Source organism: Agromyces agglutinans (assembly GCF_009647605.1).
Lineage (GTDB): Bacteria > Actinomycetota > Actinomycetes > Actinomycetales > Microbacteriaceae > Agromyces > Agromyces agglutinans.
In genome coordinates, this window is the sequence record NZ_WJIF01000007.1 from 155,688 (window position 1) to 179,696 (window position 24,009).

Sequence of the window (24,009 nt, forward strand, 5' to 3'; positions counted from 1 at the left end):
TGGCCCCACGCATCACTCCGCCTCGGGCGCGGGCGCCTCGGTGGCCGGGGTCTCCGTCGAGGCGCCGTCTTCGCCGGCGAGCACGATGAGCTCCGAGATGATCTCGGCCAGCTCGGCGTCGGCCTCGCCGTAGGCCGTCCAATCGCCCTCGGCGAGCGCCGCGCGCTTGTCGTCCATCGCCTGGCTCGCGCGGTTCAGCAGCTGCTGGAGCTCGGTGTCGGTGGCACCCTCGGTGCCTTCGCCGCCCTCGGTGCCGCCCTCTTCGGGCGTCGTCGGCTCGGTGCCGGGCTCGACCTCCTGGTCGCCCGCCGCCGCGCCCGAGTCGCCGCCGAACAGCACGTCGAGCGCCTGGTCGAGCGTGTCCTGGAACGCGATCTGGTCGCCGAACTGCACGAGCACCTTCTGCAGCAGCGGGTACGCCGTGCCGCCCGAGGACTGCACGTACACGGGCTGCACGTAGAGCAGGCCGCCGCCGACCGGGAGCGTCAGCAGGTTGCCGTTCGTCACGGTCGACTGGCCCTGCTGCAGGATGTTCAACTCTCGACCGACGGTCGGGTCGGAGTCGAACGTGTTCTGCACCTGGCCGGGGCCGGGCACGTTGTCGTCTTCGGGAAGCGCGAGCATGCGCAGCTTGCCGTAGCCCTCGGCGCGCTCGCCGTCGGCCGAACCGGCATCCGAATCGACGGCGAGGTAGCCGCGCAGCACGTTGCGGCTCTCTTCGCCGCTGGCCTGCGGAATGAACGTCGAGTAGAGCGAGTAGCTCGGAGCCTCCTGACCCGGCATCTGCATGGTCAGGTAGTACGGCGGCTGCAGCAGCGCGCTCGACTCGGCCGCGGTCGGGTCCTTGGGCGTGGTCCACGCGTCTTCGCGCGAGTAGAACGCGCCGGCCTGGTCGACGTGGTACTGGCCGAGCACCGCGCGCTGCACCTTGAACAGGTCGGCGGGGTAGCGCACGTGGCTCATCAGGTCGCCCGACATCTCGGTCATCGACTTCAGCGTCGACGGGAAGATCTTCTGCCAGGTCTTGAGGATCGGGTCCTCCTCGTCCCACGCGTAGAGCGTGACCGAGCCGTCGTAGGCGTCGACGGTGGCCTTGACCGAGTTGCGGATGTAGTTGACCTCGTCGAACGCAAGCGTGGGCGTCGGCAGCTCGCTGTCGGCGATGGCCTCGCTCATGCTGACCTTCTCGGAGTACGGGTACTGGTCGGTCAGCGTGTAGCCGTCGACGATCCAGACGATGCGCCCGTCGACGACCGACGGGTACGTGTCGGAGTCGGTCGTCAGGTACGGCGCGACCTTCTTCACGCGTTCGATGGGGTCGCGGTCGTAGAGGATCTGCGACGACGTGCTCACCTGGTCGGAGAGGAAGATCTGCTCGGACTGGAACTTCAGGGCGTAGACGAGCTTCGTGAAGACGTTGTCGAGCTTGGGGCCCGCGTCGCCGTCGAACGTCGTCTTGGTCTGGTCGGCGCCGTCTTCACCGGCCGGGTAGTCGAGCTCGATCGGGCTGTCGCCCTCGGGCGCCCCGACGATCGAGTAGTCGGGCGAGGTCTCGCCGAAGTACACGCGGGGTTCGAAGTCGCCGAGCACGCCCGACGACGGGATGCCGGACTGCAGGAACACCGGCTGGCCGTCGGCCGAGCGCTGGTTGCCCGCCGCCGCGACGAGCCCGTACCCGTGCGTGTACACGAGGTGCGAGTTGTACCAGGTGTTCGCGTCGCCGAGGCCGTCGAGGCGCACGTCGCGGATCGCGACGATCGTGTCCTGGCTGGCGCCGTCGATCTCGTACCGGTCGACGTCGAGGTCGCCCGGGAACTGGTAGTACTGCCGGAACTGCTGGAGCTGCCGGAACGCGGGGCTGATGATCGCCGGGTCCATGAGCCGGATCGAGGCCGTCGTCTCGGCGTCGGCGCGCAGCGCCCCCGGCTCGGCGTCGGTCTTGGCCTCGTAGGGGATCTCCTCGATGTCGGCCACGCCGTACGCGTCGCGCGTGAGGTCGATGTTGCGCTGGATGTAGGGCTCCTCCAGCGCGAGCTCGCTCGGGTCGACCTGGAACCGCTGCACGACCCACGGGTAGAGCGAGCCGATGATCAGGCTCGAGACGATGAGCAGCGCCGTGCCGACGAGCGGCAGGCGCCACCGGCCGATGACCGCGGTCACGAAGAACAGGATCGCCACGCCCGCGGCAACGGCGGCGAGGATGCCACGGCCGGGGATCACGGCGTTGACGCCGGTGTACGCGGCGCCGGTGATGAGGTCGCCCTGCTCGGTGACGGTCGCGTACTGGTCGAACCAGATGCTGACGGCCTGGAGCAGCAGGTAGATGCCGGCGGTCACCGCGATCTGCACGCGAGCGGACTTCGAGATGACGACCTCGCGGCCCGAGACGCGGATCGCGCCGTACAGGTAGTTGGTGGCCACGACGAGGATCGCCGCGAGCAGCACCACGGCCGACGCGAACCCGACCACCGAGCGGTAGAACGGCAGTTCGAACACGAAGAAGCCGATGTCGAACCCGAACTGCGGGTCGGTCTCGCCGAACGGCGTGCGGTTCAGCCACGTGAGCGTGAGCTCCCAGCGCGTGGAGACCGCGACGCCGGCGAAGATGCCGAGGATCGTGGGGATGCCGTACATCGCGAGCCGGCGCAGCGGCTCGAACACCTCTTGGTACCGGTCGAGCTGGCTGTTGAGCTTGGCGTAGACCGGGCGGGTGCGGTACGCGATCTGGATGGAGCCCCAGATCGGGAGGGCCATCGCGAGGAAGCCGATCACGAACAGCACCACGCGGGCGATCCACTCGGTCGTCAGCACGCCGAGGAAGCCGAGCTGGTCGTACCAGAGCACGTCGGCGTACAGCCCGGCGAAGACGAAGAATCCGATCACCAACAGGCCCAACACCCCGATCGTGATCGCGATCGGCGCACGGCGGCGCGAAGTCCTCGGTTCTTGCGTCTGTGCTGACACGCTCGGCCTCATGTTCGGTCGGGTTGGGATCGAGGATCCATCCTAGGCGGCGAAACCTTCGAATCAGCTGGCGGGCGCCTCGCACGTCGCGAACTCCGAGACGTCGCCGCCCTCGCCCACGGTCTCGACGATGTCGCGAGCCTGGTCGAGCGTCTCCACCGAGAACACGTGCATGCCGTCGGGGACATGTCCGACGACCTCGCCGCAGTTCGCCGCCGGCGAGAGGAACCAGTCGGCGCCCTGCTCCTCGGCGCCCCACAGCTTCTGCCGGACGCCGCCGATCGGGCCGACCTGGCCCGCCGAGTCGATGGTGCCCGTGCCCGCGAACACCTCGCCGCCCGTGAGCTCGCCCGGGGTGAGCTTGTCGACGATGCCCAGCGCGAACATCATGCCCGCGCTCGGGCCCCCGACCGAGTCGATCTGGATCTCGACGTCGATCGGGAACTCGTAGACCATGCGCACGCCGATGCCGAGCACCGTCGCGCCGTCGCGCTCGACCGGGGTCGCCTCGGCCTCGACCTGCTCGCCGTCGCGCGTCAGCACGAGCTGCGCGGGCGTCGCGGTGCCGTGCTCGTCGATCGCGGTGCGCAGTTCGTCGATGGAGTGCACCTCGGTGCCGTCGACGGACTCGATCACGTCGCCGTCCTCGATCACTCCGGCGGCCGGCGAGTCGTCGAGCACGCCCGCCACGGTCACTTCGCGCGGGAAGTCGTAGCCCAGCTCGACGAGGGCGGCGGCGATCGCGTCCTGCTGCGAGTCGACCATCGCCGCGGTGTTCTGCGCCTCGCGGTCCTCTTGGCTCACCCCGGGCGGGAAGATCTGCTCGACCGGCACCGCGGCCCGCGTGCGGTCGAACCACGCGCCGAGCACCTGGAGCCAGCCGGGCGTCGCCCCCGGCTTGCCCACGACGCTGACCGTGAGCAGGTTCAGCTCGCCGCCGGTCGGGAACGTCGGCTCGTCGGGGATCTCGATGAGCGGCACCTGCTCGCCGTCGTGCTCGGCCGTGCCGAGCGTGTCGTAGACGGGGCCCGGCTGCTCGATCACGTACGGCGAGGGCAGGAACGCGAAGACGAGCGCGATGCCGACGGCGATCGCGACGGCGATCCACCCGGCTCGCGCGCGACGCGAGACCGGCGGCGTCGAGGCATCCACGCTCGCCATGGCGGGCGTCGCGGGACCGCGCACCGCCGTACCGGGCTCGTCGAACAGGCTCATCGCTTCCTTCCGCACGCGCGAGCGGGCGTACTCGCGACCACCCCTGATCGGATGCCGGCGCTGTTCGCGGCGGGCGGACACCCGGATGCCCCAGCCTAGGCCATTTCCCAGACAGCACCCCATGGCACGGCGCTAGCGTTGAGTGAGGCGACTGGAGGTGCTGCGGTGGCAGACCACGATGACGAGCTCGACGGCACGGGCAAGGGTCCTGAAGACGAGTTCCGCGACATGCTGCGCGAGCTGCTCTCCGGAGCGGGCGGCATCGATCCGTCGCAGCTGGCCGGCGCAGCCGGCCTCCCCAACGATCCCGCGAGCCTGCAGGCGATCTTCTCGCAGCTGCAGCAGGCGATGGCCGGCGCCGACGACGGCATCGACTGGTCGATCGCGCTCCGCCAGGGCGAGCAGCGCGCCGCGGCCGAGCAGCGCCAGCTGACCGACGAGGAGCGGGGCCGGCTCGACCAGGCGTTCCAGGTGGCCTCGCTCTGGCTCGACGAGGCCGTCGACGTGTCGGCCCTGCCGACCGGGCCCGAGCTGCTCACGCGCCGCGCCTGGGTCGCCGCGACCATGCCCGTGTGGACCCAGTTCGCCGAGCCGGTCGCGCTCAGCATCGCCGACTCCCTCACGCGCGTGATGACCGAGCAGGCCCCCGAGGAGATGCGCGGCATGATCCAGGGCGCGAGCCGGATGCTCCGGGGCGTCGGCGGCACGCTCTTCGCGATGCAGCTCGGCCAGGTCGTCGGCGAGCTCGCGACGGAGGTCGTCTCGGGCGGCGACATCGGCATCCCCCTCATGGAGGACGGCCGCGCGGCGATCCTCCCCCAGAACGTCGCCGAGTTCGGCACCGACCTCGAGATCCCGTCCGACCAGGTCGAGCTCTACCTCGCGGTGCGCGAGCTCGCGCACGCGCGGCTGTTCCGCCACGCGCGCTGGCTGCGCCTGCACCTGATCACGGCGATCACGACGTTCGCGCGCGGGCTCGAGATCGACACCGATCGGCTCGAGCGCCTCGCCGAGGGCTTCGACCCGACCGACACCGACGAGCTGCGCGCGGCCGTGGTCAGCGGCGAGCTCATCCGCCCGCGCAACGAGACCCAGCAGGCCGCCCTCACGCGCCTCGAGACGATGCTCGCGCTCGTCGAGGGCTGGGTCGACGTCGCGACGGCGGATGCCACGAGCCGCCTGCCGAAGGCGACGCAGGTGGCCGAGACGATCCGACGCCGCCGGGCTTCGGGCGGCCCCGCCGAGTCGGCGCTGTCGACGCTCGTGGGCCTCGAACTCCGACCCCGTCGGCTGCGCGAGGCGGCCGCCATGTGGCGCGCCGTCACCGAGTCGGTCGGTGTCGAGGCACGCGACGCGCTGTGGGCGCACCCCGACCTGCTGCCCACCGCGGCCGACCTCGACGACCCCGCCGCGCTCGTCGCGCGCCTGACCGGCGCCGACACCACCGGCAGCGAGGCCGACGACGAGTTCGACCAGGCGCTCGAGCAACTCCTGCGCGGCGAGACCCCCGCAGCGCCGGGGGAAGACGGCGAGGACCCGCCCAAGGCCTGAGCCGCTCGCCGCGGCTGCACCCTCGGCCCTGTGGATTCCCGGCCCGCGGCAGCGGGCGCGTCGGGCATGCTCGGCGCATGCCGCAGATCGATCCCCGCCTCGCCCTCGTCTGGCGCTCGCCCGACCGGCTCCAGCTCGGCGCACCGCAGGCACGCGCGGTCCTCGAGCGACCCTCGCCCGTCGAGCTCGACCTGGTGCGGCTGCTCCGTCGCGGCGTGAGCGTCGCGGCCCTCGAGGCCATCGCCGCGGGCCTCGACGCACCGGCCGCCACGGTCTCCGACCTGCTCGCGGCGCTGGCTCCCGCACTGCTCGTCGCCGCGGACGCGAGCCCGTCCGCGGCCGCCGCCCCGGATTCCGCCGAGGCGCCTGCCGCGCCCGCCGGGGAGGTGCTGGTCGTCGGCATGGGGGCCTGCGCCGCTGCCGTCCGCGTCGGCCTCGGCCTGCTCGGCCATCGCGCGATCGACGCGGCCGGCGACGACGACCCGTACACCGCCGCGCTCGAAGCGCTCGGCGACGACGTCCGGCTCGTGGTGCTGGTCGCCGAGCGCGTCGTCCGCCCGGCGCAGCACCTGCCGCTGCTGCGACGCGACCTGCCGCACGTGCCCGTCGTGTTCACCGAAACCGGAGCGGTGGTCGGTCCCCTCGTCGTGCCCGGCGAGACCGCGTGCCTGCGCTGCGTCGATCTCGCGAGGCGCGATGCGGATGCCGCGTGGCCGGCCATCGCGGCCCAACTGGTCGACCAGCCCCCGGTGCCTCGCAGCGCGCGGCTGGAGTTCGACGCCGCCGTGACGGCGGTCCGACTCGTCGACGATCGGCGCTCGGCGCGCGGCGAGCGGCGATCCGATGGCGTGGCCTACCGACTGCCCGAAGACGGCGCGAGCGCCGAACGGCTCAGGTGCGAGCCGCACCCGGAGTGCGGGTGCCGAGCTCCCGGAGGAATCGCGACGGCTCCCGGTCTCCCCGCTGGCCGCCCGCTCGCCGCGCCCAGCTCAGCTCGAGTCGTCGCCGTGCCCGCGTGATGCCCACGTAGAGCAGGCGCCGTTCCTCGTCGATCGCCGTGTCGTCCTTGGCGTACGCGATCGGCAGCAGCCCCTCCGAGACGCCGACGATGAACACCTCCTCCCACTCGAGGCCCTTGGCCGAGTGCAGCGTCGCGACGGTGACCGCCTCGACCGTGGGCTCGTGGTGGGTCTCGGCGCGCGTACGGAGCAGATCGGTGAACTCGCGGAACGTCGTGCCGGGCGGCACGTCGTCGACGAGCCGTGCGATGGCGTCGAGCGACTCCCAGCGGGCGCGCACGACGCCCTGGCCCTCGGGCGGCCGCACCGACCAGCCGAGTCCGCGCAGCACGTCGCTCACCGACGAGAACAGCGGGCCGTCGGCGGGCACGAGCGCCTGCGCGCGCAGGTGGTGCACCGCCTCCTTCACCTCGGGGCGGTCGAAGAAGCGCTGCGCGCCGCGCACGCGCACCGGCACCCCGGCCTCCTCGAGCGCGTGCTCGTAGACGCCGGACTGGCTGTTCACGCGGATGAGCACCGCGAGGTCGGAGGGCTTCGCACCGGCCCCGATGCGCTCGCGGATGCCCGCCGCGACACCGCGCGCCTCGGCGAACTCGTCGGCGTACTCGACGATGCGGGGCGCGGCGGGCTCGGCGGCCGGCCGCGGCCGGTCGTCCGGGGCATCCGCTCGGAGGCGAAGCGCGCCCGCGCGCCCGCGCATCAACCGGTTCGCCGTCTCCACGATGGGACCGAGCGACCGGTAGTTGCGTTCGAGCCGCACGATCGTGGCATCCGGATACCGTCGCTCGAAGCCCAGCAGGTAGTCGCTCGACGCGCCCGCGAAGGAGTAGATGGTCTGGCTCGCGTCGCCGACGACGCAGACGTCGGCGCGATCGCCGAGCCACAGCTCGAGCAGTCGCTGCTGCGCGGGCGAGACGTCCTGGTACTCGTCGACGACGAAGTGGCGGTAGCCCTCGCGCACCTGCATCGCGACGGACGGCTCGGTCTCGATCATGCCCGCCGTGACGAGCAGCACGTCCTCGAAGTCGAGCATGCGGCGCTCGTCCTTCAGCTCCTCGTAGGCGGCCATGATCGCGAGGTGCTGCTCGGGCGAGAGCTGCCCGGCGGGGCCGCGCGACGGCAGCCGCTGCTCGTACTCGGCGGGACCCAGGAGCTGCACCTTGCGCCACTCGATCTCGGCCGCGACGTCGCGGAGGGTCGCGGTGTCGACCTTCACCTTCGCGCGCTCGGCGGCCTGACCGAGCAGGCGACCCTTGAAGTCGAGCACGCGCGGGGCCGGACCGCCGACGACGAGCGGCCAGAAGTGGCCGAGCTGGGCGAGCGCGGCCGCGTGGAACGTGCGCGCCGGCACCTGTCCGGCACCGAGCGCATGCAGCCGCGCGCGCAGCTCGGCGGCCGCCCGCGCCGTGAAGGTGAGCGCCATCACGCGCTTCGGGTCGTACGTGCCCGACGCGACGCCGTACGCGATGCGGTGCGTGATCGCCCGCGTCTTGCCCGTGCCGGCACCGGCGAGCACGCAGACCGGCCCGATCAGCGCCTCGGCCACGATGCGCTGCTCGTCGTCGAGGCCCGCGAGCAGCGGGTCGACCGCGGGGCCGGTCGCGGCATCCGTGGCGGGGCCGGTCGCGGCATCCGTGGCGGGGCCGGTCGCGGCATTCGTCGCGGGGCCGGCCGTGGCATCCGTGGCGGGCATGCGGGCCGGCTCCCTCACCGGGTCGTCCATGGCAGGTCGCTGTCGGGCACGGGGCCGCCGAACCACCCGTCGAGCAGCCAGCGTGCGATCGACGCCGAACCCGGCACGACCACGCCGTCGTCGGCGGCGGCGGCCAACTCCTCGCGGGTGAACCAGCGCAGTTCGAGGATCTCCTCGCCGTCGGCGCGTGCGGTCGCCGGGTCGACGCCGGCCGCGACGCGCGCCCGGAACCCGAGCATGATGCTCGCCGGGAAGGGCCACGGCTGGCTCGCCACGTATTCGACCCGGTCGACGGCCACGCCCGCCTCCTCGCCGATCTCGCGGACGACCGCGGCCTCGAGCGATTCGCCGGGCTCGACGAACCCGGCGAGCAGCGAGAAGCGCCGCTGCTCCCACATCGCGTTCGAGCCGAGCAGCACCCGATCGTCGTCGTCGGTGACGAGCACGATCACGGCCGGATCGGTGCGCGGGAAGTGCAGGCTCGCATCGGCTTCGCAGCGGCGGGCCCAGCCCGCCTGCACCGGCTCGGTCGCCGCTCCGCAGCGCGGACACCGCGGGTGGCGTTCGTGCCACCCGGCGAGCGCGATCGCCTCGGTCGCGAGCGACGCGTGCGCGTCGTCGAGCACGGTCGCCAGCTGTCGGAGCCCCTGCCATCGTGCCGCCTCGGGCTCGAGCGCGAGCGCGGACTCGTCGTCGAGCACCCGCAGTTCGACGGGCGCGCCGCCCGGCTGCAGGCGACCGAGGTAGATCCGCAGCGGGGCGGGCGATCCGGCACGCTCCGGCGCGTCGGGCAGCTTCGACGGATGCCGCAGCTCGAGCTGCGGCGCCGAGCCCTCGACCTGCTGGGCGACGAGGAGCCGACCGGCGTGCACGGCGACGGCCAGCGCCGTCGGGTCGGCGTCGAGGCGTTCGGCCAGGTCGTCGAGCGCCCGCGCGTCGGCGTCGCGATCGATCAGGGTGCGAGCCAGCGGCGGCAGGGCATGCACGCGGTTTCCACCTCTCGACGCGGCTCGGACGGAGTCGGCGGGAAGGCGTGGCGGTCGCCGATCGGGCGAGGTTGCCTGCTTAAGCTGTGTGCCATGGCCAGACCCCCTCTCACTCTAGCCGCGTTGGCCACGGCGGCGGTGCCCGGACTCGAGGTGCAGGCCGCGGCCGCGCACACGCGCCGGTCGCAGGGCGGGTTCGACGCCGTGCTGCTGCGCACGGGCGACGGGCGCCACCTGGTGATCCGCGCACCGCGCTCGCAGGCCGCCGAGTCCGAGCAGTCCGCCGACCTCGTGGCCCTGCGATCGCTGACGACCGGTATCCGCTCGCGCCTGCCCTTCGCGGTGCCCGAGTTCGTCGGGCAGGCCCCGATCGACGGCACGCGCGCCGTCGTCACCGACCTCGTGCCGGGTGCCGCCCGGTCGGCCGACGAGCTGACCGCACAGGCCCCGCTCGCCGAGTCGGTCGGCCTCGCGGTCGCCGCGATCCACGGCCTTCCCAGCGCGTTCATCGGCGAGGCAGGGCTCACCCGCCGCACCGCGGCCGACTGCCGCGATGAGGTCGTCGACCTCATCGGCCGCTCGGCCGACACCACCCACCTGCCCGCGGCCCTCGAACGCCGATGGGAGGAGGCGGCCGACGACGCCGCGCTCTGGCGCTTCGAGCCGACCGTCGTGAACGGCTCGCTCACGGCCGATTCGTTCCTCGTCGACGCCGACCACGTCTCGGGCGTCGTCGGCTGGTCGCAGCTCTCGGTCGGCGACCCGGCTCGCGACCTGCACTGGCTGCTCACCTCGCGCGGACAGGCCGCCGACCGCGCGCTCGAGGCGTACCTCGTGGCCCGGTCGGGCGCCGCCGACCAGCACCTCCCCCGGCGCGCCCTGCTGTACGCCGAGCTCGAGCTCGCCCGGTGGCTGCTGCACGGCGTCGCCGTGCGCGACGAGTCGATCATCGCCGACGCTGTGGGCATGCTCGACGGGCTCGTCTCGAGCGTGCACGACCGGTCGAGCGAGCCGCTCGCCGCCGAGACCGGGCCGATCCTGACCGTCGGCGACGTCGAGCGACTCCTCGACGAGACACCGCGCGACCACGTGCCGCGCGAGGCCGGCGGCGCGATGCTCACCGACGCCTACGACTTCTCGGACCTCGAGCGCGTGCACGACGAACCGGTCGGCGACCTCACGGCGCCGATCCCGCTCGACCTCAGCGACTGGGGCGACGCGGCACCGGCCGAGCCTGCGGCGTCGCCGCCACCCGCATCGGGCGACGCGGCGGCCCGCGCGCACGCTCCACGGCACGACGCACCGCCCCGCGATCAGGACTGAGCGCCGACCTCCGCGCGTTCGACCCCACCCGCCCCGGCGCCACCGTGGCCGTCGGTGCCAGCCCCGTCGGTGCCATCGGTGATCTCGCCGCGGCCCAGGGCCTCGCTCCAGGCGAGCCGCAGGTCGCGCTCGTCGGAGAGCTCGCCGGGCCGGATGACCCGGTCGTCCTCCACGAAGTAGAAGCACGCGTCGATCTCGTCGACGGGCACGCCCGACCAGGTGGAGTACGCCAGCCGGTACAGCGCGAGCTGCGTCTGCTTGAGCGCGAGGTCGCGTTCGTCGCGCGGCGCCTTGCCCGTCTTCCAGTCGACCACCTGGAAGCGGATGCCCCGCCGCCCGAGCTCCGAGTCGGGATCGATCTCGTACACGGCGTCGAGCTTGCAGACGAAGACATGCTCGCCCATCGGCAGGTGCAGTTCGAGCTCGACGGCCGCCGGACGCAGCGCTCCCCATTCGGATGCCTCGAACGTCGCCTGCAGTTCGCGCAGCCGTTCGGGCGCCGGGTCGACCAGCCGCTCGTCAGCGGGCTCGGCCACCCACGCGAGCTCGTCGGGGCCGACGCCGTCGAGCGCGTCGATGGCCTCGGCGTCGCCCTCGCCGGTCGCGCGGTGCTCGACCCAGCGGTGGAACAGCGTGCCGATGCGCGTCGCCCGGAACGGGCGCTGCGGCATCGGGCGGCGCAGCTGTTCGGCCACGGCCGCGGGGTCGTCGACGTAGTCCTTGAACCTCGAGGCGGGCACGCGCACCGGGATGGGCGGAGCCTCGGGCGGCGACTGACGCCGGCGCCGCTCCTCGAGCAGGAGGTCGAGCTCTGAGCGCAGCGCCGGCCCGATGCCGGCGCCGGTCGGCCGCTCGGCCGCCTCGCGCACGGCACGCGCCGCGGCCTCGACCGCCGGCCGGCGCGCGCCGAGCGGATCGAGCGGCCACCGGATGGTCGAGGTCCGCTCGGCGAGCGGGTTCTCGTCGTGCATCGAGGCCACGGGCAGGGCGTCGCCAGGCAGCAGGCCGGCCTGCACGAGCTCGAAGAGGTACGGGCTCGGCCGGCGCGGCGTCTTCTGCGAGGCCCACCAGGACCCGGTCAGGAGCAGCTCGTCGCGGGTCCTGGTGACGGCCACGTAGACGAGTCGCCGTTCCTCCTCGAGGTCGCGGGCCGCGTTCTCGGCACGGAACGCCGTCACCGCCTCGTCGAACTCGGCCTGGCTCTGCGACCCCCGCCACACGAGCTCGGGCAGCTCGTCGCGATCGCCCTTGAAGTCGTTGGGCAGTTCGCCCACCGCGAGCCATCCGGCGGTCGTCCGCGGCTTCGCCGGGAGCTCGTCGTCGACCATCCGCGGAATCGCGACCACGTCCCACTCGAGGCCCTTCGACCCGTGGATCGTGAGCACCTGCACGGCGCCGGGCTCGGGTTCATCTTGCCGGGGCGCCAGCCGGTCGCGCTGCTCGGCCTCGGTGAGCCAGCCGAGGAAGGCGCCGAGCGTGGGCTGCTCGGACACCTCGACGAACCCCGTCAGCAGGTCGTCGAAGGCCTCGAGGCTCGGGCGCCCGAGCGGCTGGTCGGCATTGGCGTGCACCTCGATGTCGAGCAGCAGTTCCTGTTGCACGAGTGCGACGAAGTCGACGAGGCCGAGTCCGGCGCGCCGGCGCAGCGACTGCAGCTGCGCGCCGGCGCGACGCATCCGGGCGAGACCGGCCGCGCTGAACGCGGCGAGCGCGCGGTGGTCGTCGGGCGTGGCGGTGAGGAAATCGAGCGCGTCGATGATCGACGGCGACTCCTCGGGAGCGATCGAGTCGCGGATGCCCTGCCGCACGTCGGGCTCGAGGCGCCGGCTCGCCGCGTCGCGGTCGGCGAGCCAGCGCGCCAGCGTGCGCAGCGCCGCGAGGTCGGCCGTGCCGATGCGCCAGCGCGCGCCCGCGAGCACGCGGATGAGCTCGGCGCCGGCCGTCGGGTCGTGCAGCACGCGCAGCGCGCACACGAGGTCGGCGATCACGGGCTGGTCGAGGAGCCCCGCGATGCCGAGCACGTGCACCGGGACGCCGCGCTCGCGCAGGGCCTGCACGAACACGCCGACGTTCGAGAAGGTCCGGCAGAGCAGCGCGCCGGACGGCGGCCCCTCGCCGCCCGACGGCGGTGCCTCGCCGGCGGCCGCTCGCGCCTCGCCGCGGCGTCCGTCGCCGCGGGGCAGCACGCGGTCGGCGAACCAGTCGGCGACGCGGGCCGCCTCCTCGTCGATCGTCTCGTGCCACGAGACCTCGATCGCGCCGTCGCCCGCGAACGGCGAGGGGCGCAGCGCCGCCTTGGCGACGCCCGAGTCGAGGGGCGCGATGAGCGCGTTCGCGGCGTCGAGCACGCGCCGCGGGTTGCGCCAGCTCGTGGACAGGTCGAAGACCGAGGCATCCGCGCCCTCGTCGAAGTCGGCGCCGAATCGCGCGAGGTTCGCCGCGCTGGCACCGCGCCAGCCGTAGATCGACTGGTCGGGATCGCCCACGGCCATCACCGGCGTGCCCGCGAAGAGGGTCGCCAGCAGTCTGGTCTGCACCACGGACGTGTCCTGGTACTCGTCGAGCAGCACCGACCGGTAGCGGTCGCGATACCCGGCGACGACCTCGGGGTGGCGACGGCAGATCGCGAGGGCGAGGGCGACCTGGTCGGAGAACTCGACGTACCCGCGCTCGCGCTTGGCGGCCGCGAAGGCGTCGGCGAGCTCGAGCAGCGGCGGGAGGGCGCCGACCACGCCGAGCGCCTTCGTGAACGACTCGAACGGCGTGCGCTTGCGCGGCGCCCCGAGCGGCAGGTCGCCCATCGCCAGGAAGTCGCGGGTCCACGCGACGACGTCGCGCGAGTCGGCGACGTTCTCGGCGAGCGCCCGGCTGAGGCTCAGCACGGCCGCCGTGACGCGGTCGAGCGAGAGATCGAGCTCGACCAGGCGCGGATCGGCCGACTGCGCGGCGACCTGGCGGGCGAGCTGCCACGCGGATGCCTCGCCGAGCACGGCCGCGTCGGGCTCGCGGCCGATGAGCAGCGCGTGCTCGCGGTAGATCGCGCTCGCGAACGAGTGGTACGTGCCGACCGACGCGGCCTCGAGCGGGTCGAGGTCGAGCTCGGCGATGCCGCCGGCGACGAGCTGCGCCACGCGCTCGCGGATGCGGGCGGCGAGCTCGGCCGCGGCCTTGCGGGTGAACGTGAGGCCGAGCACCTCGGGAACGTCGACGTGACCGTTGGCGAGGAGCCACACGACGCGGTTCGCCATGGTCTCGGTCTTGCCGCTGCCCGCGCCCGCGACGACGAGGTGCCTGCCCCGCGGGTCGGCCTCGATGACCGCGCGCTGCTCGGGCGTCGGTGCGTGCAGGCCGAGCCGCGAGGCGATCTCGGCCGCGGCGATGCCGCGCACCTGCGCCGCGCCGCTCACGCGGACACCGCCGGCACGACCTGCACGCGGTACTGCCAGCCCGCGAACCGCGACCGGAACGGCAGCTCGGCCGCGGTCTCGAAGGTGGCGCCCGCCATGTTGCGCGCGACACCGTCGAGCCGTTCGAGGAAGGCGGCCTCGGCCTCGTCGTCGAAGGGCTGCTGGGCGCGTTCGGAGTACGCCGTCGCGCTCATGGGCTTGGCGACGTAGACGAGCTTCGCGCCGCCCAGCCGGCCCGCGTTCGGCACCGCTCCCCCGCGGGCCGCGAGCTGGTACGCGGCGAGCTGCGGATGCCTCGCGGTCTCGGGCCCCGTCGGCAGGTGCGACCCCGTCTTCAGGTCGACGATGACCGTGGTGCCGTCGGGCGACGCCTCGACGCGGTCGATGGTGCCGGTGAGCCGGGCCCGGCCCGCGATCAGCGTGAACCGCCCCTCGGCGCCGAGCAGTACCTTTCCGTCGTCGTCGAACGTCGCGAGGTACTCGGCGGCGCCCTCGGTCATGCGCCGGGCGCCGCGCCGTTCGCGTTCGGCGGCCCATCCGGCCTCGACGTGCAGGGTCGCCAGGCGCGCCTCGACGTCTGCCCAGAGCGCCTCGACGCTGACCTCGCCGTCGGTGCGTGCGCCCGCCGCCTCGACCACCGCGTGCACGATGGTGCCGATCGAGGCCGCGAGGCCCGACGGCGGCGACGCGACGTGGTCGACGAACCAGCCGAGGCCCGACTCCTCGGCCCGGTCGATCTGCGAGGGCGACACGTCGACGAGCGCCTCGGGGTCGCCGTCGAGGTCGACCAGCGGCGCCTCGGTCGACGGCTCGCGCAGGCCGTACCACTCGTCGGGATGCGCGCCGGGGATGCCGGCCTCGGCGAGCATCGCGAGCGCCGGCGCCGCCTCGCCGGCCGGTGCCGCGGCGACCTCGCGGCGCAGCGCCCCGACGAGCCCGCGCAGGTGCAGGGGCCGGCGGCGCGACGGCCGCACGCGCTCGGGGGCGTACCCCATGAGCACCGACGGCTGCTCGTCGTCGTTCGCGGTGCACGACAGCACGAGCTGCCGGCACGCGCGCGAGATCGCGAGGGCGAACAGTCGCAGCTCGTCGCTGCGCACCGAGACGCGGGCCTCGGCGACCGTCTCGGGAACCGGCATCGGCTCGCCCGAACGCGCGGCCGCCACCGCGCGCGGCAGGAGCGCGGCGTGCAGCAGGGTGCCGCGCGGCCGCAGGTTGGGCCATACGCCCTCCTGGAGGCCGGCGACCACGACGACGTCGAAGGCCCGCCCGACGAGCGCCGACGGCGTGCCGACGAACACCGTCTCGGCGCTGCGCTGCGGCGCGAGCGAGTCCTCGGGCAGTTCGCTCGCGAGCACCTCGTCGATGAATCGTCCGGGTGGTGCGCCGGGCGAGCGCTCGACGAAGCGCTGCGCGGCGGAGAACAGCGCGACCGCGGCATCGAGAGAGCGGTTCGCCTCCTCGGCGAGCACGCCCGTGCCGGAGGCCTGACCGCCCCACTCGGTCGCGAGCCCGCTGCCGTCCCACAGCGCCCAGAGCACCTCCTCGATCGTGCCGCCGCGCACGGCCGTGCCACGGGCCGCGGCGAGCAGCTTCGCGAGCCGTCCGGCCCGGCGCGCGGGCGCCGCGTCGATGGTCTCGAACCCGCCGGGCGCGCCGAGGGCGTCGACGAGCAACTCCTCGGCCGTGCGATCGCCGCCCGCGGCGAGCTCCTCGTGGCGCAGCGCGAGCCGCAGCCGCCGCAGCCCGACGGCGTCGAGGCGGCCCAGAGGGCCCGTCAGCAGGTCGACCGCGAGCTCACCGGAGAGCTCGTCGCGCTGCAGCGCGACCGACGCCGCCGCGAGCAGCGCCGCGGCGACGGGGGCATCCTTCAACGGCATGCGCGCCACGGCGCCCGCGGTCGGTACATCGGCGAGCGCGAGTCCGCGCTCGAACGCGGGCACGTCGCCGCCGGAGCGCAGGACGACCGCCATCGCCGACCAGGGGATGCCGTCGAGCAGGTGCCGTTCGCGCAGCAGCGCGGCGATCGACTGGCACTCGGCCGCGTGGGACGGCGCCTCGATGCCGAGCACGGGCCCGAGCGGATCGGCATCTCGCGCGACCGGCTCGGCCGGCACGGCGCGATGCGTGCCGCCGAGCGCCGCTCCGATGCGGCCGGTCACCTCGGCGACGAGCCGGTGCAGCGCAGGCCGGCCGCGACGGCGACCCGTGAGCTCGATGCGCTCCACGGGCACGCCGCCGAGCACGCCAGCCAGCGAGCCGAGCAGTTCGGGGCGGCCGCCGCGGAACCCGTTGCCGGCGACGTCGGGGTCGCCGAGCGCGATGACGGCGACGCCGCGGGCGGCGAAGCCGGCCAGCAGCGCGGCCCCCGCCTGCGTCGCCTCTTGCGCGTCGTCGACCACGACCAGGCGCAGCCGCGAGAGCGTGCCGAGGGCGCGTTCGGCATCGGCGTCGCCCGACATCGAGCGCGCGAGCACGGCCGCGGCGTACGCGCCGAGTTCGGCCGAGTCGTACTGGGCGCCGCGCACGAGCTCCTTCACGTCGGCGTACTCGTCGAGGAACTCGCCGGCCGCGACCCACTCGGGGCGCCCGGCGGCCTCGCCGAGCCGGCGCAGCGTCGTGCCGTCGGCGCCGTGCTCGACCGCGCGCATCACGAGCTCGCGCAGCTCGGCGCGGAACCCGCGCAGCCGGCGCACTTCGTCGGTCAGCGGGTCGGGCCACGCCGGCCCCCCGCCGTCGCGCGCCTCCGCGTCGAGCAGTTCGGCGATCAACTGATCGTGCTCGGCGCCCGTGAGGAGCGTCACGGGCTCGCCCGCGTCGGCGCGCACGAGCTGGAAGGCGATCGAGTTCGCCGTGCGCGCCATCGGCCCGCGGGAGGTGACGCCCAGCCGCACCGCGATGCGGTCGCGCAGCGCCGTCGCCGTCGCGCGGCTCGCGGAGATGACGAGCACGTCCTCGACGTCGTAGCCGCGGCGCTCGATGCGGTCGGCGACCACGTCGACGGCGAGCGTGGTCTTGCCCGAGCCCGGGGCGCCGAACACCGCCGCGGACGCGCCGTCGGCGAGGGCGAGCACCCGTTCACGGCCCGGATCGACCGCCTCCACCGCGTCGACGGAGGCCGCGTCGTCGTGGATCCTGACGACGGCGGGATCGGCGATCGTGGCGGGTGCGCGGTGCATGCCGTCACGCTAACCCGTTCTGCCGACAGTGAACGCCCGGACGCTCCCGGCAGGCGTGCCATAGTGTTGCAAGCACGACAGAAAGGCGCACTGTGGACGTTCGCATCGGCATCCAGAACTCCCCTCGTGAACTCGGTTTCGAGTCCTCCCAGACGGCGGCCGAGATCGAGCAGGCCGTCGCGGCCGCGCTCTCGGGGCAGTCCGCGCTGCTCAAGCTCGCCGACGAGAAGGGCAGCGTGTACGTGATCCCCGCCGCGGCCCTGGCGTACGTCGAGATCGGCTCGGAGGAGTCCCGCCGCATCGGGTTCGTCGCCTGATGGAGCTGCTGTTCATCACGCTCGGCGGCGCCATCCTCGGGGCCATCGCGCGGTACACGCTGCCGAAGCGGCAGACCTACGGCAGCGTGCTCGTTCCCGCCGTGGGCGCGGCCGTCGCGGCCGTCGTCTGGGTCGCGCTGACCTGGCTCGGCTGGGCGTGGGACGGCGGCTGGATCTGGGTCGTCTCGCTCGTGCTCGCCGGCGCGGCATCCGTGGCGACGGCGCTGCTCATCGCGCCGCGCCGCGAGCGCGCCGACGCGGCGCTGTTCGAGCGCCTCTCGCGTCCGGGCGCGACCGCGACCCACTGAACTCGCACCGGGGCTGAACGCGCGGGGCTCGCTCGGCGAGCGCGGCGCAGCCGGTGCCCGACGCGCGGCGCGCGATCGACGCGACCTACGCCGTGAGCCCGAGCGCGTCCATGCGGCGCGTGTGATCGGCGATGAGCTCGGTGAACACGGGCTCGACGTCCTCGTCGATGCGCCCGCTCGGCTCGGCCGCGCGCAGCGCCGACCGTGCCACGAGCAGCGTGTCGCCCACGAGGCTGCGGCCCCAGAGCGCGAGGCGGTCGGCGAGGCCCGGCTGCTCGGCGATCGCCCGCTCCAGCTCGTGCCGCAGCACCTGAGAGGCGCCCTCCTCGGCGAGGATGCGCCGCACGCGATCGGCGAGCTCGTTCGGCAGCCCCTCGGAGAGACGTGCGAAGAAGCCGTCGAGCATGCCGGTGGTCACGTAGATGCCGAGCAGGAGCTCGTACCAGTCGGCGCCGACGCTCGCCTCTCGGAAACGATCGGTCGCCGGCGCGAACGGGGCCATGACCTCGACGGGTTCGACGCCCGAGCGGCGCAGCTCGGCGATCAGGTCGTGGTGCTTGCGCAGCGCGACGCCCGCGGCGGCCGACAGGCCCTCCTTCGCGCCGAGGCTCGGCGCCGTCGCCACGGCCCGGGCCAGGTTCTCGAACGCCTCGAGCTGGATGTACGCGGCCTGGCCGAGGAAGGCGATGGGCTCGGGAACGAGTTCGGTGAAGTCGACCCTCGTCAGCGAGGTCGGCGCGACGCGGGGTCGCAGGCGCGGCAGTTCGCGCGAACCGCGCCTTCCCGACCAGAGCACCACGCAGGACAGCATAACCGGGGAGACATCCTCGACTCCGTTAGGCTTGACGTCGTACGCGGGCGATGGAACCGCGACCGTGCGCCTGCGGAAGAGATCAGGGCGCACCCGAGAAATACCGACAGGCGGAACACCCGTGACCACGTTCACCGAACTCGGCGTGGCGTCAGACATCGTCGACGCGCTCGCCGGGAAGGGCATCATCGATGCCTTCCCCATCCAGGAGCAGACCATCCCCCTCGCCCTCTCGGGCCAGGACATCATCGGCCAGGCCAAGACCGGCACCGGCAAGACCTTCGGCTTCGGACTGCCGATCATCCAGCGACTCGGCGACGACCCCGAGCCCGGTGTCAAGGTGCTCGTCGTCGTTCCCACGCGCGAGCTGTGCGTGCAGGTCACCGAAGATCTCGAGCTCGCGACCTCGAACCGCCCGACGAAGGTCGTCGCCATCTACGGCGGCAAGGCGTACGAGGGCCAGATCGAGCAGATCAAGGCCGGCGCGCAGATCGTCGTCGGGACCCCGGGCCGCCTCCTCGACCTCGCGAGCCAGCGCCTGCTGAACCTCGGCAACGTCCAGGAGATGGTGCTCGACGAGGCCGACAAGATGCTCGACCTCGGCTTCCTGCCCGACATCGAGAAGCTGTTCTCGAAGACCCCGGCGAACCGACACACGATGCTGTTCTCGGCCACGATGCCGGGCCAGATCGTCGCACTCGCGCGCCGGTTCATGTCGAAGCCCATCCACATCCGCGCGAACGACCCCGACGAGGGGCTCACGCAGGCGAACATCGAGCACCTCGTGTACCGGGCGCACTCGCTCGACAAGGACGAGGTGATCGCCCGCATCCTGCAGGCCGAGGGCCGCGGCAAGACCGTGATCTTCACCCGCACGAAGCGCGCGGCGGCGAAGCTCGTCGAGGAGCTCAACGACCGCGGCTTCAACGCGGCCGCCGTGCACGGCGACCTGAACCAAGACCAGCGCGAGCGGGCCATGGCCGCGTTCAAGGCCGGCAAGAAGGACATCCTCATCGCCACGGATGTCGCGGCGCGAGGCATCGACGTCGACGACGTCACGCACGTGATCAACCACACCATCCCCGACGACGACAAGGCGTACCTGCACCGCGCGGGCCGCACAGGCCGTGCCGGCAAGACCGGCATCGCCGTGACGTTCGTCGACTGGGACGACCTGCACAAGTGGGCGCTGATCAACCGCGCGCTCGAGTTCGGTCAGCCCGAGCCCGTCGAGACGTACTCGTCGAGCCCGCACCTCTACACCGACCTGAACATCCCCGAGGGCACGAAGGGCCGGCTGAAGCCGGCCGCCCCGGTGGCGTCGGCGACGCGGTCGAGCACCGCCGGTCGCAGCGAGGCATCCACCGGTGCGTCGGGCGACCGGCCCGAGCGCAGCCGCTCGCGCCGTCGCACGCGCGGAGGCCAGCCCGCGAACGCGACGGATGCCACGCGCTCCGAGTCGGCGCCGGCCGAGAAGGACCCGGGGTCGGGGACCCACGACGGCAAGGGCCACGAGCACCACGACGGCAACGCGGCGCCGCCGCGTCGTCGTCGCCGGCGCCGCGGCGGAGGCACCGGCACGGCCGGCGGCCAGGCGGCCCCGGCACAGCAGGGCTGAGTCCTACGGCAGCACGGGCGCGGAGCCTCGGCCCTCGGCCACGATTCGGTCGACGACCTCCGCGCTCGTGCGGCACTGCCCCAGCCGGTTGGGCTTGCCCGACCCGTGGTAGTCGCTGGACCCGGTGACGACGAGCCCGAACCGCTCGGCGAGTCGGCGCAGCCGCGGCTTGGCGTCCTCGCGGTTCTCGGGGTGATCGACCTCGAGGCCGAAGAGCCCGGCCTCGACGAGTTGCGCGAGCCGCGACTCCGGGATCACGCGCTCGGCGCCGCGCGTGCCGGGGTGCGCGAGCACGGGAACGCCGCCGGCCGCGCGGATGAGCCGCACGCCGGTCAGCGGGTCGGGCGCGTAGTGCGGCTGCGCGTATCCCGCGCGCGGGTGCAGGATGCCCGCGAACGCCTCCGACCGGGTCGGCACGTGCCCGCGCGCGACGAGCGCGTCGGCGATGTGCGGTCGCCCGATGGTCGTGCCCTCGACGGTCTGGGCGAGCACGTCCTCCCAGCTGAGGTCGTAGTCGCGCGAGATGCGCCGGACGATCTGCTCGGCGCGGGTCAGCCGCGACTCCCGGATGCGCGCGGTCTCGGCGAGCAGGCCCTCATCGAGCGGGTCGAGCAGGTAGCCGAGCAGGTGCACGCTCGTGTACTGCTCGCGCGTCGAGAGCTCCATGCCCGGGATCAGAGCGACGCCCGAGCCCGGAACGGCGGTCGCCGCCTCCGCCCAGCCGGAGGTCGAATCGTGGTCGGTGAGCGCGATCGCCCCGAGGCCGAGGCTCGCGGCCTCGGCGATCAGCGCCGCCGGCGTCTCGGTCCCGTCGGAGACGACGGAGTGCACGTGCAGGTCGGCCGCACCGACGGATCCGGCAGATTCGACCATCCCCACATGCTAGCGGCGCGCTCCCGGGCGACTCCCAGCCGACGGGCAGCGATCGCTCCGGTCACCCCCTGTTCGGGTGGCTAGGGTTGGGGGATGCTCCCCCGCCTGCTCGGATGGGCCGTGGTCGTCGTCACGCTCATCGCCGCGACGATCCTGGCGTGGCCGCAGGCGTTCGGACTGCAGAACCAGTGGATCGCGACGCACGTCGTGGCGCTCCGCGGCGCGGCCGCCCTGGCCGCCCTCGTCATCGCCGTGCTCTTCGTGCTCCTCACCGTCCCGCGTCGCACGCGGCGGTTCGGCATCGCGATGGCGACCGTGCTCGCGCTGTTCGCCGCCGCGAACATCGCGGTGCTCTCGGTGCGCGGGCTCGGCGGGTCGGATGCCTCGGCCGGGGCATCCGACGCGGTGGACGAGGTGACCGTGCTGGCGTGGAACACGCTCGGAGAGGTGCCCGACGCGCAGACCATCGCGAGCCTCGCCCTCGACGAGGGCGCCGACGTCATCGCGCTGCCCGAGACGACCGACCCGCTCGGCGAGGAGATCGCGATCGCGATGCGCGAGGGCGGTCGCCCCATGTGGGTGCACACGCAGTTCTTCGACCAGGTCGCGAAGGCCCGATCGACGACCCTGCTGATCAGCCCCGACCTCGGCGACTACGAGGTGACCTCGGCCGACTGGCCCGGCCCGCCCGACAATACGAACACCTTGCCCACGGTCGTGGCCGACCCGGTCGACGGCGACGGACCGCGCATCGTGGCGGTGCACGCGGTCGCGCCCATCCGTTGGGAGCTGCGCAACTGGCGCAGCGACCTCGACTTCATCGGCGAGCTGTGCGCGGGCGACGACGTGATCCTCGCAGGCGACTTCAACGCGACGCTCGACCACTTCGCGGGGCGCGGCGTCGACGGCGGCGACCTCGGCCGTTGCCGCGACGCGGCGCTCGCGGGCGGCGCGGCCGGCGTCGGGACCTGGCCGACCGACGTGCCGCCGCTGCTCGGCAGCCCGATCGACCACGTGCTCGCGACGCCGAACTGGCGCGTCGAGGCGTTCCGCGTCGTCGGCGAGCTCGACGACTCGGGCAGCGACCACCGCCCGATCGTGACGAGGCTGGTTCGCGCCGGCTGACCGGTGGCGGCGGCTCGCGGCGGTGCGAGAATGGATGCCATGTCCGAGACCACCGACACGTCCACCGCTCCCGCCGAGCCCGCCCTCGACGAGATCCCCGCCGAGGAGAGCGACCGCAACACGAACCGTTCGACGACGCCCGGTTCCGAACGGTTCAAGGAGTACGTCTCGACCGGCTGGGCCGAGCGCGACGAGGCCCTGCCGCCGGCCCGCGAGCAGGCGTCGTACGCCGCCCTGCGCCGTTCGATCGTGTCGGCCGCGTTCCCGGGGCAGCGCCTGATCATCCCCGCCGGCGAGCCGAAGCAGCGAGCCAACGACACCGACTACCCGTACCGGGCCCACTCGGCGTTCGCCCACCTCACGGGCTGGGGCTCCGACTCCGAGCCCGGCGCCGTGCTCGTGCTCGAGCCCGAGGGCGGCGAGGGCCACCTCGCGACCGTGTACTTCCGCGAGCGCGCCGGCCGCGACTCCGACGAGTTCTACGCCAACCCGGCGATCGGCGAGTTCTGGATCGGCCCGCGCCCCTCGCTCGGCCACGTCGCGGCCGACCTCGCGGTCGCGACCCGCGACATCCGCGACCTCGACGACGTCATCGCGCGCGTCGACACGTCGACGCTCGTGCTGCGCGAGGCCGACGCGGCGCTCACCGAGCGCGTCGACCACGCGCGCATCCGATTCGCCGCCGAGGAGGCGCTGTCGACGAACGCGCAGGATGCCCCGTTCAGCCTCGAGGTGAACGGCGCCCACGAGCCCGACGCCGAGCTCGCGCGCGTGTGCTCGGAGCTCCGCCTCGTGAAGGACGAGTACGAGATCGGCCAGATGCGCGCGGCCGTCGACGCGACCGGCCGCGGCTTCACCGAGGTGCTCGCCGAGCTGCCCCGCATCACGAGCGAGGTGCGCGGCGAGCGCGTCATCGAGGGCGTGTTCGCGACGCGCGCCCGCCTCGACGGCAACGACGTCGGCTACGCCTCGATCGCGGCGGCGGGCCCGCACGCGACGATCCTGCACTGGACCCGCAACGACGGCCCCGTCGTGCCGGGCGACCTCGTGCTGCTCGACGCCGGCGTCGAACTCGACAGCTACTACACGGCCGACATCACCCGGACCTTCCCGGTCAACGGCACCTTCTCGGCGGTGCAGCGGCAGGTGTACGAGGCGGTCCGCGAGGCCGCCGACGCCGCGTTCGCGATCGTGCGCCCGGGCGCCGTGTTCCGCGACGTCCACGCCGCGGCGATGCGCGTGATCGCCGAGAAGACGGCCGAGTGGGGCTTCCTCCCGGTCTCGGCCGCCGAGTCGCTCGAGCCCGAGAACCAGTTCCACCGCCGGTACATGGTGCACGGCACGAGCCACCACCTCGGTCTCGACGTGCACGACTGCGCGCAGGCGCGCCGCGAGCTCTACCTGGACGGCGTGCTCGAGGCGGGCATGGTCTTCACGATCGAGCCGGGCCTGTACTTCCAGCCCGACGACCTCACAGTGCCCGCGGAGTTCCGCGGCATCGGCGTGCGCATCGAGGACGACATCCTCGTCACCGCCGACGGCGCGGAGAACCTCTCGGCCGCGATCCCCCGCACGGCCGACGAGGTCGAGGCCTGGGTGCGGTCGGCGCAGGCCTAGTCG

15 protein-coding genes are annotated in these 24,009 nt (G+C 73.6%); 7 read left to right on the forward strand and 8 right to left on the reverse strand.

Going from position 1 to position 24,009, the window contains the following annotated elements:
• Positions 1–12: 12 nt before the first annotated feature.
• Both GE115_RS12850 and GE115_RS12855 read right to left on the reverse strand, forming a co-directional pair.
• The gene (locus tag GE115_RS12850; protein WP_153685182.1) at positions 13–2,976 is read right to left on the reverse strand and encodes a UPF0182 family membrane protein; all 2,964 of its coding nucleotides are present in this window, start codon (positions 2,974–2,976) and stop codon (positions 13–15) included.
• 51 nt (positions 2,977–3,027) lie between these two features.
• Positions 3,028–4,179: a YlbL family protein gene (locus GE115_RS12855; RefSeq protein ID WP_246190767.1), complete on the reverse strand. Its 1,152-nt coding sequence runs from the start codon at positions 4,177–4,179 to the stop codon at positions 3,028–3,030.
• Positions 4,180–4,344: 165 nt separating this feature from the next.
• On the opposite strand from GE115_RS12855, the gene GE115_RS12860 reads away from it, so the two are divergent.
• The gene (locus GE115_RS12860) at positions 4,345–5,730 is read left to right on the forward strand and encodes a zinc-dependent metalloprotease (RefSeq protein ID WP_376765715.1); all 1,386 of its coding nucleotides are present in this window, start codon (positions 4,345–4,347) and stop codon (positions 5,728–5,730) included.
• 891 nt (positions 5,731–6,621) lie between these two features.
• Here the strand turns inward: GE115_RS12860 and GE115_RS12865 are convergent.
• Together GE115_RS12865 and nudC are read right to left on the reverse strand one after the other, a co-directional pair.
• Positions 6,622–8,472, reverse strand: a complete 1,851-nt coding sequence (locus tag GE115_RS12865) for an ATP-dependent helicase (protein WP_246190768.1) — start codon at positions 8,470–8,472, stop codon at positions 6,622–6,624.
• On the reverse strand, positions 8,457–9,428 hold the full coding sequence (gene nudC / locus GE115_RS12870) for an NAD(+) diphosphatase (protein WP_312855140.1): 972 nt from the start codon (positions 9,426–9,428) through the stop codon (positions 8,457–8,459). Before nudC ends, GE115_RS12865 begins: the two co-directional genes overlap by 16 nt.
• A 93-nt stretch (positions 9,429–9,521) precedes the next feature.
• On the opposite strand from nudC, the gene GE115_RS12875 reads away from it, so the two are divergent.
• Entirely contained in the window at positions 9,522–10,751 is a 1,230-nt protein-coding gene (locus GE115_RS12875; RefSeq protein ID WP_216648831.1) for a phosphotransferase, read from the forward strand.
• Here the strand turns inward: GE115_RS12875 and GE115_RS12880 are convergent.
• Both GE115_RS12880 and GE115_RS12885 read right to left on the reverse strand, forming a co-directional pair.
• The gene (locus tag GE115_RS12880) at positions 10,742–14,158 is read right to left on the reverse strand and encodes a UvrD/REP family DEAD/DEAH box helicase (RefSeq protein ID WP_312855141.1); all 3,417 of its coding nucleotides are present in this window, start codon (positions 14,156–14,158) and stop codon (positions 10,742–10,744) included. The genes GE115_RS12875 and GE115_RS12880 overlap by 10 nt on opposite strands.
• On the reverse strand, positions 14,155–17,337 hold the full coding sequence (locus tag GE115_RS12885) for a UrvD/REP family ATP-dependent DNA helicase (RefSeq protein WP_153685183.1): 3,183 nt from the start codon (positions 17,335–17,337) through the stop codon (positions 14,155–14,157). The genes GE115_RS12880 and GE115_RS12885 overlap by 4 nt, the downstream gene beginning before the upstream one ends.
• 92 nt (positions 17,338–17,429) lie before the next feature.
• Here GE115_RS12885 and GE115_RS12890 point away from each other — a divergent pair, with 92 nt between their 5' ends.
• Both GE115_RS12890 and GE115_RS12895 read left to right on the forward strand, forming a co-directional pair.
• Positions 17,430–17,654: a DUF3107 domain-containing protein gene (locus GE115_RS12890; protein ID WP_312855142.1), complete on the forward strand. Its 225-nt coding sequence runs from the start codon at positions 17,430–17,432 to the stop codon at positions 17,652–17,654.
• The gene (locus GE115_RS12895) at positions 17,654–17,962 is read left to right on the forward strand and encodes a hypothetical protein (protein ID WP_153685184.1); all 309 of its coding nucleotides are present in this window, start codon (positions 17,654–17,656) and stop codon (positions 17,960–17,962) included. Before GE115_RS12890 ends, GE115_RS12895 begins: the two co-directional genes overlap by 1 nt.
• Positions 17,963–18,047: 85 nt before the next feature.
• On the opposite strand, the gene GE115_RS12900 is transcribed toward GE115_RS12895, so the two are convergent.
• Positions 18,048–18,761: a ferritin-like fold-containing protein gene (locus GE115_RS12900; RefSeq protein WP_312855143.1), complete on the reverse strand. Its 714-nt coding sequence runs from the start codon at positions 18,759–18,761 to the stop codon at positions 18,048–18,050.
• A gap of 133 nt (positions 18,762–18,894) precedes the next feature.
• Between GE115_RS12900 and GE115_RS12905 the strand changes: the two genes are divergently transcribed.
• Positions 18,895–20,391 carry a DEAD/DEAH box helicase gene (locus GE115_RS12905; RefSeq protein WP_312855144.1) on the forward strand — a complete coding sequence of 499 codons (1,497 nt, stop codon included), beginning with the start codon at positions 18,895–18,897 and terminating at the stop codon, positions 20,389–20,391.
• Positions 20,392–20,394: 3 nt separating this feature from the next.
• Here the strand turns inward: GE115_RS12905 and GE115_RS12910 are convergent, their stop codons facing one another.
• Positions 20,395–21,264 (reverse strand): PHP domain-containing protein, encoded by an 870-nt coding sequence (locus GE115_RS12910; RefSeq protein WP_153685186.1) that lies wholly within the window; start codon positions 21,262–21,264, stop codon positions 20,395–20,397.
• A 93-nt stretch (positions 21,265–21,357) separates the two neighbouring features.
• On the opposite strand from GE115_RS12910, the gene GE115_RS12915 reads away from it, so the two are divergent.
• Both GE115_RS12915 and GE115_RS12920 read left to right on the forward strand, forming a co-directional pair.
• Positions 21,358–22,389, forward strand: a complete 1,032-nt coding sequence (locus GE115_RS12915) for an endonuclease/exonuclease/phosphatase family protein (RefSeq protein WP_153685187.1) — start codon at positions 21,358–21,360, stop codon at positions 22,387–22,389.
• A 39-nt stretch (positions 22,390–22,428) separates the two neighbouring features.
• Positions 22,429–24,006, forward strand: a complete 1,578-nt coding sequence (locus GE115_RS12920) for an aminopeptidase P family protein (RefSeq protein WP_153685188.1) — start codon at positions 22,429–22,431, stop codon at positions 24,004–24,006.
• Positions 24,007–24,009 lie beyond the last annotated feature (3 nt).

Coding starts and splice junctions, on each gene's coding strand:
- GE115_RS12850 (WP_153685182.1), bottom strand. CDS start 2,976: ATGAGGCCGAGCGTGTCAGCACAGACGCAAGAACCGAGGACTTCGCGC.
- GE115_RS12855 (WP_246190767.1), bottom strand. CDS start 4,179: ATGAGCCTGTTCGACGAGCCCGGTACGGCGGTGCGCGGTCCCGCGACG.
- GE115_RS12865 (WP_246190768.1), bottom strand. CDS start 8,472: ATGGACGACCCGGTGAGGGAGCCGGCCCGCATGCCCGCCACGGATGCC.
- GE115_RS12875 (WP_216648831.1), top strand. CDS start 9,522: ATGGCCAGACCCCCTCTCACTCTAGCCGCGTTGGCCACGGCGGCGGTG.
- GE115_RS12885 (WP_153685183.1), bottom strand. CDS start 17,337: ATGCACCGCGCACCCGCCACGATCGCCGATCCCGCCGTCGTCAGGATC.
- GE115_RS12895 (WP_153685184.1), top strand. CDS start 17,654: ATGGAGCTGCTGTTCATCACGCTCGGCGGCGCCATCCTCGGGGCCATC.
- GE115_RS12910 (WP_153685186.1), bottom strand. CDS start 21,264: ATGGTCGAATCTGCCGGATCCGTCGGTGCGGCCGACCTGCACGTGCAC.
- GE115_RS12915 (WP_153685187.1), top strand. CDS start 21,358: ATGCTCCCCCGCCTGCTCGGATGGGCCGTGGTCGTCGTCACGCTCATC.
- GE115_RS12920 (WP_153685188.1), top strand. CDS start 22,429: ATGTCCGAGACCACCGACACGTCCACCGCTCCCGCCGAGCCCGCCCTC.